The sequence below is a fragment of the Streptomyces sp. NPDC046727 genome, from assembly GCF_040645635.1.
GTDB lineage: Bacteria > Actinomycetota > Actinomycetes > Streptomycetales > Streptomycetaceae > Streptomyces.
Genome location: NZ_JBEYYR010000045.1, coordinates 75,515 through 82,069 on the forward strand (window position 1 = coordinate 75,515; position 6,555 = coordinate 82,069).

The following is a 6,555-nucleotide window of genomic DNA, read 5'->3' on the forward strand; positions in this document are numbered from 1 at the left end:
GTGACTTCCGGAGGCTGTTTCGCCCTGCCCGCATCGATGATCTCAGCCGAGCGGCGTGGACGGGGGAACCGGGGGCGGAATCACCGCCCGCCGCGAGCGCCGTACGACGACCACGGCCACGGCCGCGACGACGGCCGCCAGCGCCCCGCCGACCGTCAACGACCACGCCGGGATGCCGGCGATCCGGCGCAGCTCGTCCTCGTAGATCACCTGCTGCACCGGTGTGTCCGCGGCGGCCCGGCGCAGCTCGTGGTCGCCGGAGATGCGAGCGGGCTCCGGGAAGCTCTGGGCGAGCGCGGTCAGGTACGGGGTGCCGGAGGCCAGCTTGCCCAGGGCACCCTGGCGGGTACCCAGCCGGCCCGCGAACAGCACCTCGGGCGGCGTCCCGCCGATGGTGCCGCTCGTCTCCATGCGGTGCGCGGCGAGGACGTACAGACCGAGCGACTGCGGGGTCGTGGCCAGCCGGGACAGGCGCATCGGGTAGACCGGGCGGTCGGCGGCGAAGGTGAGGTGCAGCGGATCGAGGGCGCCGCGCAGCGGGGTGCCGTGGCTGTCCGGGGCGAGGCGGACGGCGACGTACTCCCAGTGGCGGTCGACGTACGGCCGCAGGGCGGTCTTCAGCCGGGCGGGCAGGGAGAAGCCGTGGTCGCGCAGCCAGCTCTGGAGGGCGGCGGGGTCGCCGGCGGTCAGGCGGGCCACGTCGAAGGGGCCGAGACGCTGGTGGTCGACGACACCGACGCCGGCACCGCCGGCACCGGGGAGCGGGGCCTCGGCGGCCGTGTCGTGGTCGTCGAAGGGCCAGTCGCCGTTGTGCGGCCAGAAGTGATACCGGGTGCGGTGGACCGGGGCGACGGCCTCGGCCAGCTGGCCGAAGAGGGCCGGGTCGCCGAGGCGGACGGTCGCGCGGTGCGGCACGGGCATGATCCAGGCGGCGTGCTCGGCGTCGCCGTTCACCGTCAGCCGCATCACGATCTGCTCCTGCCGGCCGTCCCAGCGCAACAGCGACTGCTCCTCGGAGACGGCGATCCGGGCGGCGGGGTCGGGCACCATGGCACCGCACCCGCACGCGTAGGCCGGCGCGATGAACCAGGTCAGCTGGACGCCGAGCAGAGCGAGCACGGCGGTGAATATCCGGACGCGAGTCACAGCGCTACAGACGGAGCCGGTGCGAGATCGGTTCCGGCGCCGGTGCGGACCGGGGGCGGGGCCGCTCACCGGCGCCGGCCGGGTACCGCCTGCGCCCACCCGTGCCGCCCCAGCGGCACGACTGCCCGCAGGCTGCGCAGGAACCGCGCGGCCGACGGTACGGCAGTTCCCCAGGGGCGCGGGGAACTGCGCGACGAGCCACGGCGGACCCGCACCCGGCAACGCGACCCGCGCCCCTACGGCGCCTGGCGGCCCTCCACCGACGGTGCCGAACCCGGAAGAGGCCGGCCCGCCGACTCCGACATCAGCCACACCGCGACACCGCCCACGACAGCCGCGGCCATCATGTAGTACGCGGGCATCATCATGTTGCCCGTCGCCCCGATCAGCGCCGTCACCACCAGCGGAGTCGTCCCGCCGAACAGCGACACGGAGACGTTGAAGCCGATCGACAGGGAGCCGTAGCGCACCCGGGTCGGGAAGAGGGCCGGGAGCGCGGCCGGCATCGCCGCGGTGAAGCAGACCAGGAGGAGGCCCAGCGCGCCCATGCCGAGGCCCACCGCCAGCAGACTGCCGTCGCGGATCAGCAGCAGCGCCGGGATGGAGAGGAACAGGAAGCCCGCACAACCCGCGGCGATCACCGGACGGCGGCCCACCCGGTCGGTCAGCGCGCCGGCGAACGGCTGGACGATCATCATCAGGACCATCACACCGAGCACGACCAGCAGCCCGTGCGTCTCGTCGTACTTCAGCTCACTCGTGAGGTAGCTCGGCATGTACGACAGCAGCATGTAGTCGGTGACGTTGAAGACCAGCACCAGGCCCATGCACAGCAGCAGGGACTTCCACTGGCCCGTGATCATCTCGCGGAGCGGCACCTTGGGACGGGCCGCCTCCGCCTTCTCGACCTCCGCCGCGAACGCCGGGGTCTCCTCCAGCCGCATCCGCAGGTACAGACCGATGATGCCCATCGGACCCGCGATCAGGAACGGGACGCGCCAGCCCCAGGACAGCAGGTCCTCCGACGACAGCAGAGCCGTCATCAGCGTCACCAGGCCCGCACCGCCGATGTAACCCGCCAGCGTGCCGAACTCCAGCCAGCTGCCGAAGAAGCCGCGCTTCTTGTCCGGCGCGTACTCGGCGATGAAGGTCGACGCGCCCGCGTACTCACCGCCCGTGGAGAAGCCCTGCACCAGCCGCGCGGCGAGCAGCAGGATCGGCGCGCCGACACCGATCACCGCGTACGACGGGATCAGGCCGATGGCGAACGTGCCCGCCGCCATCATGATCATGGTGAGCGCGAGCACCTTCTGGCGGCCCACACGGTCGCCGAGCGGGCCGAAGACCATGCCGCCGAGCGGGCGGACCAGGAAGGCCGCCGCGAAGGCGCCGAACGTCGACAGCAGCTGCGCGGTCGGGTTGCCGGACGGGAAGAAGACCTTGCCCAGGGTGACCGCGATGTAGCTGTAGACGCCGAAGTCGAACCATTCCATCGCGTTGCCGAGCGCCGCCGCCTTGACGGCGCGCCTGACGAGCGCGGGATCGGTGACGGTGACGCCGGCGGGGGCCTGCGCGGCCCGGGGGGCCTTCAGATGCGGGGTGACGGCTGTGGCGGTCGCCAAAACGAGACTCGCCTACCTTTCGACGGGGACAGAGACGGACCCGGGACGGCGGCGATGACGCACGGCGGGCCGAAATCGACCATAGGGGGACTTCTGCCCCTTACGTGACGTATGCACTTCGATGCAGAGTGCAGCGAAAGCGCGGATACGCAGGTACGACTGCCCGCTCACCCAGCGCCATGCCACCTGGTCACTGTGATCCTTGTCGCGCCTTCGACGCGCAACCGGGCGGCGCCGGGACTATGGTCTTTCGGACAAATAGAGACGGATGTCAGGTAAATCGGGGATTGCCTGCGTCCCTTTTCCGGGGGTCTGCGAGCCTCATAGGGAGCCGCAGAGGGAAACCCGTGCGCACAGGCGTCCGGGCCGGACGGGGCGGGAGGCCGAGACGTGGCGAACGCGGATCACAGCGGACCGACGGACGTCTTCGGCAGATCGGCGATCGGGGCCCGGCTGCGCGCCACCCGCCTCGCCCTGTGGGCGGTGGCCACGATCCTCGCCGTACGGCAGATGGCCCTCGTCCTCACCACCCCGAGCGGCGAACGCCTCACCGACCTGGAGACCTGGATCGGCCCCGAGGGCGTCCTGCACGTCAACGGCTCGATCTACGACTCGACGCGGTTCACCGGCACCCCCTTCAGCGGCCTGGTCCTCAAACCACTCACCCGTTCGGCGGAGGCCGCCCTCGGCTGGGGCTGGACCTTCGGCACCCTGCTCCTGGTCGTCGCCCTCGGCATCGTCGCCGCCCGCGCGCTGCCCCACCCCGTCAGCCGGCGCACCTCCCTCCTGGCCGCCCCGGTCGCCATCAGCCTCCTCATGCTGTCGCTGCCGGTCCGCAACGCCCTGTGGCTCGGCCAGACCAGCATCATCCCGGTCCTGCTCGTCCTGCTCGGCTGCTTCACCGTACGAGGCGAGCGCGCGAGCGGCCTGTGCATAGGCCTGGCCGCCGCCCTCCAGCCGACCGTCCTGCTCTTCACCCCGCTGCTGTGGTTCACCGGACGCCGCCGGGCCGCCCTCACCGCGGCCGGCACCTTCGCCGCCTGCACGGTGCTCGCCTGGGCGGCCCTCCCGCACGACTCGCACACCTACTGGGTGCACCACATGGCCGGCGCGGGCCTCGGCGGCCAGGCCGACGCCCTCGCCAACCAGTCCCTGCACGGTGCCCTGCTCCGCCTGGGCCTGACGGGCCACCTGGAGATCGCGCTCTTCTTCCCCCTCGGCGCCGCCGTCGCCGCGCTCGCCCTGCGCCGCGCGGTCCGCCACGCCCACGACGGCCAGCTCCTCCTCGCGGTCGCCGTCACCGGCTGCGCCGCGGTCGCCGTCTCGCCCACCAGCTGGCAGCACCAGCTGCTGTGGGTGCTGCTCGCGGTGGTCGGCCGGGTCGGCAAGCGGGCCTCGGACCGCTATGTCTGGCCGGTGGCGGTGATCCTGGTGACCACCCTGCCGGCGAAGATGATGCTGCCGGACATGCCGGTGATGTACCCGCTGCGGGACAACCTGGTCCTGCTCGCCGCGCTGGCCGCCGCCACGGCCGTCCCCTTCCTGCCCCGCACCTCGTCGCACTACCAGACCCCGGTCGCGACGGAGTACGCCCCGCCGGTCCCGGCCCGCTTCCGCCGCGTCCCGCTGCTGCCGGTCCTGCGCCGGGTCCTCACCCGCCCCAACCTCCTCCTGGAGCTGCTCCTGCTCCGCGTCACGTACGCGGCATACCAGCAGGTACGCCTCGCCGCGACCGGCGGCAGCAACTCAGCGGGCCGGGCGGCGGCCGAGCACCACGGCCACCTCGTCCTCGACCTCGAACGCTTCCTGCACATCGACTTCGAGCACGCGGTCAACCACGCCGTGGTGAAGATCGACTGGCTGCGGAACTTCTTCGACTTCTACTACGAGTCCTTCCACTTCGTGGTCCCCCTGACGGTCCTCGCCGTCCTGTACTGGCGCCGCCCGGCCGACTACCGCTGGGCCCGCGCCTCCCTGGGCTTCGCCACGTTCCTCGCCCTGGTCGGCTTCTGGCTCTTCCCGCTGGCCCCGCCGCGCCTGATGCCCACCCTCGGCATCATCGACACCGTCCACGGCGTCCAGGACTTCTCCCAGCCGGACTACGGCACGCTGACCGCCCTGACCAACCAGTACGCCGCGATGCCCTCGCTGCACTTCGGCTGGTCCCTGTGGTGCGGCGTGGTCATCGCGGTCATCGCCCCGAGGTGGTGGCTGAAGGCGCTGGGGCTGTTGCACCCCCTGTTCACCGTGTCGGCGATCGTCGCGACCGGCAACCACTGGGTACTGGACGCGGTGGGCGGCGCGGTGGTGGTGAGTACCGGGTTCGGCCTGTCGTACGTGTTCCAGGGACCCCGAGCCCGGACGGCGCCGGGGGCCATGGCCGGCCGGGACCGGGAGGCGGGACAGGTGACGGTCGGCATGAAGTGAGCGTGGGCCGCGGTCCGCGGGAGGTGGGGCAGGGGGCCGGCGATTCCAAGTGACCGTTGGGCCGCTCGCTTCTCGGCCAGTGTCGGGCTTCCGCGAGGTGAGTCAAGGGCGCTCCCGTTCCGCTGCGCTCCACTCCCGCGTCGGCTTCGCCGATGGCCCTCCGGGCCACCCTTGACACACCTCGCTCCACCCCGGGCAAGAAGCGAGCGAGCGGCCCGGAAAGGCGGTGGCCCAGCCCGGCACCGGGCCCTGGGGTGGGCTGAGTGCGCGCCCTGGGATGGGGGTGCGCGGTCGCGCCTCGCATGGACGCCGGGTGGGCTTGGCGGCGAGCGGTGGGTGGGGGGGGGTGCGCGGTCGCGCCTCGCCTGCACGCCGGGTGGGTTTGGCGGCGAGCGGTGGGTGGGGGTGGGGGTGCGCGTTCGCGCCTCGCATGGACGCCGGGTGGGGATGGCGGCGAGCGGCGGGTGGGGGGTGCGCGGTCGCGCCTCGCCTGCACGCTGGGTGGGCTTGGCGGCTTGCGGTCGGTGGTGGGTGCGCGGTCCCGTCTCGCCTGCACGCCGGGTGGGCTTGGCGGCTCTCCCTCGTCGTCATGGGGCCTCGCTGGCGCCTCCCATGGGGGGATTGGCGGATCTGGGCCAGCCGGGGGCGGCAATGTGCAAGGCAGGCGAGGAGGGATGGCCGATGAAGGTGGCCCAAGTCCGCCAATCACGGCTGTCGTGTGACGTGAGGGGCTGATGGGACGCCCGGCGGGCCGCCAAGCCCGCCCGGCGTCCGTGCGAGGCGCGGTGGCGCACCCGCCCACCGGCCGCATGCCGCCAGGCCGACCCGGCGTGCAGGCCACCCGTGACCGCGCCCCACCCGCAGCCCGCAGCCGCCAAACCCACCCGGCGTGCTGGCGAGGCGCGAGCGCGCACCCACCCACCGGCCGCATGCCGCCAGGCCGACCCGGCGTGCAGGCCACCCGCGCCCGCGCCCCACCCGCAGCCCGCAGCCGCCAAACCCACCCGGCGTGCTGGCGAGGCGCGAGCGCGCACCCACCCACCGGCCGCAAGCCGCCAAGCCGACCCGGCGTGCAGGCCACCCGCGCCCGCGCCCCACCCACAGCCCGCAGCCGCCAAACCCACCCGGCGTGCTGGCGAGGCGCGCCCGCGGACCACCCACCGGCCGCAAGACGCTAAGCCGACCCGGCGTCCATGCGAGGCGCGACCGCGCCCCCTCCCCACGATGCGAACGCAGCCGACCCCAGGGGCCAACGGACCTCAGCTGGCCACTTTCCCCGGGCTGCCCGCTCGCTTCTCACCCGGGCTGGAGCGAGGTGTGTCAAGGGTGGCCCGGAGGGCCATCGCCGAAGGCGACGCGT

General features: G+C 73.2%; 3 protein-coding genes. 1 reads left to right on the top strand and 2 read right to left on the bottom strand.

The window, feature by feature from the left end; translation table 11 throughout:
• Positions 1 to 42 precede the first annotated feature (42 nt).
• Together ABZ937_RS37205 and proP are read right to left on the bottom strand one after the other, a co-directional pair.
• Positions 43 to 1,119: a DUF2330 domain-containing protein gene (locus ABZ937_RS37205; protein WP_361698784.1), complete on the bottom strand. Its 1,077-nt coding sequence runs from the start codon at positions 1,117 to 1,119 to the stop codon at positions 43 to 45.
• A 263-nt stretch (positions 1,120 to 1,382) separates the two neighbouring features.
• Positions 1,383 to 2,738, bottom strand: coding sequence for a glycine betaine/L-proline transporter ProP (gene proP / locus ABZ937_RS37210; protein WP_361698796.1), 1,356 nt, complete (start codon positions 2,736 to 2,738; stop codon positions 1,383 to 1,385).
• Between the two features lie 420 nt (positions 2,739 to 3,158).
• Between proP and ABZ937_RS37215 the strand changes: the two genes are divergently transcribed.
• Complete coding sequence (locus ABZ937_RS37215; protein WP_361698786.1) at positions 3,159 to 5,195, top strand: bifunctional glycosyltransferase 87/phosphatase PAP2 family protein; 2,037 nt, start codon at positions 3,159 to 3,161, stop codon at positions 5,193 to 5,195.
• Positions 5,196 to 6,555: the final 1,360 nt, after the last annotated feature.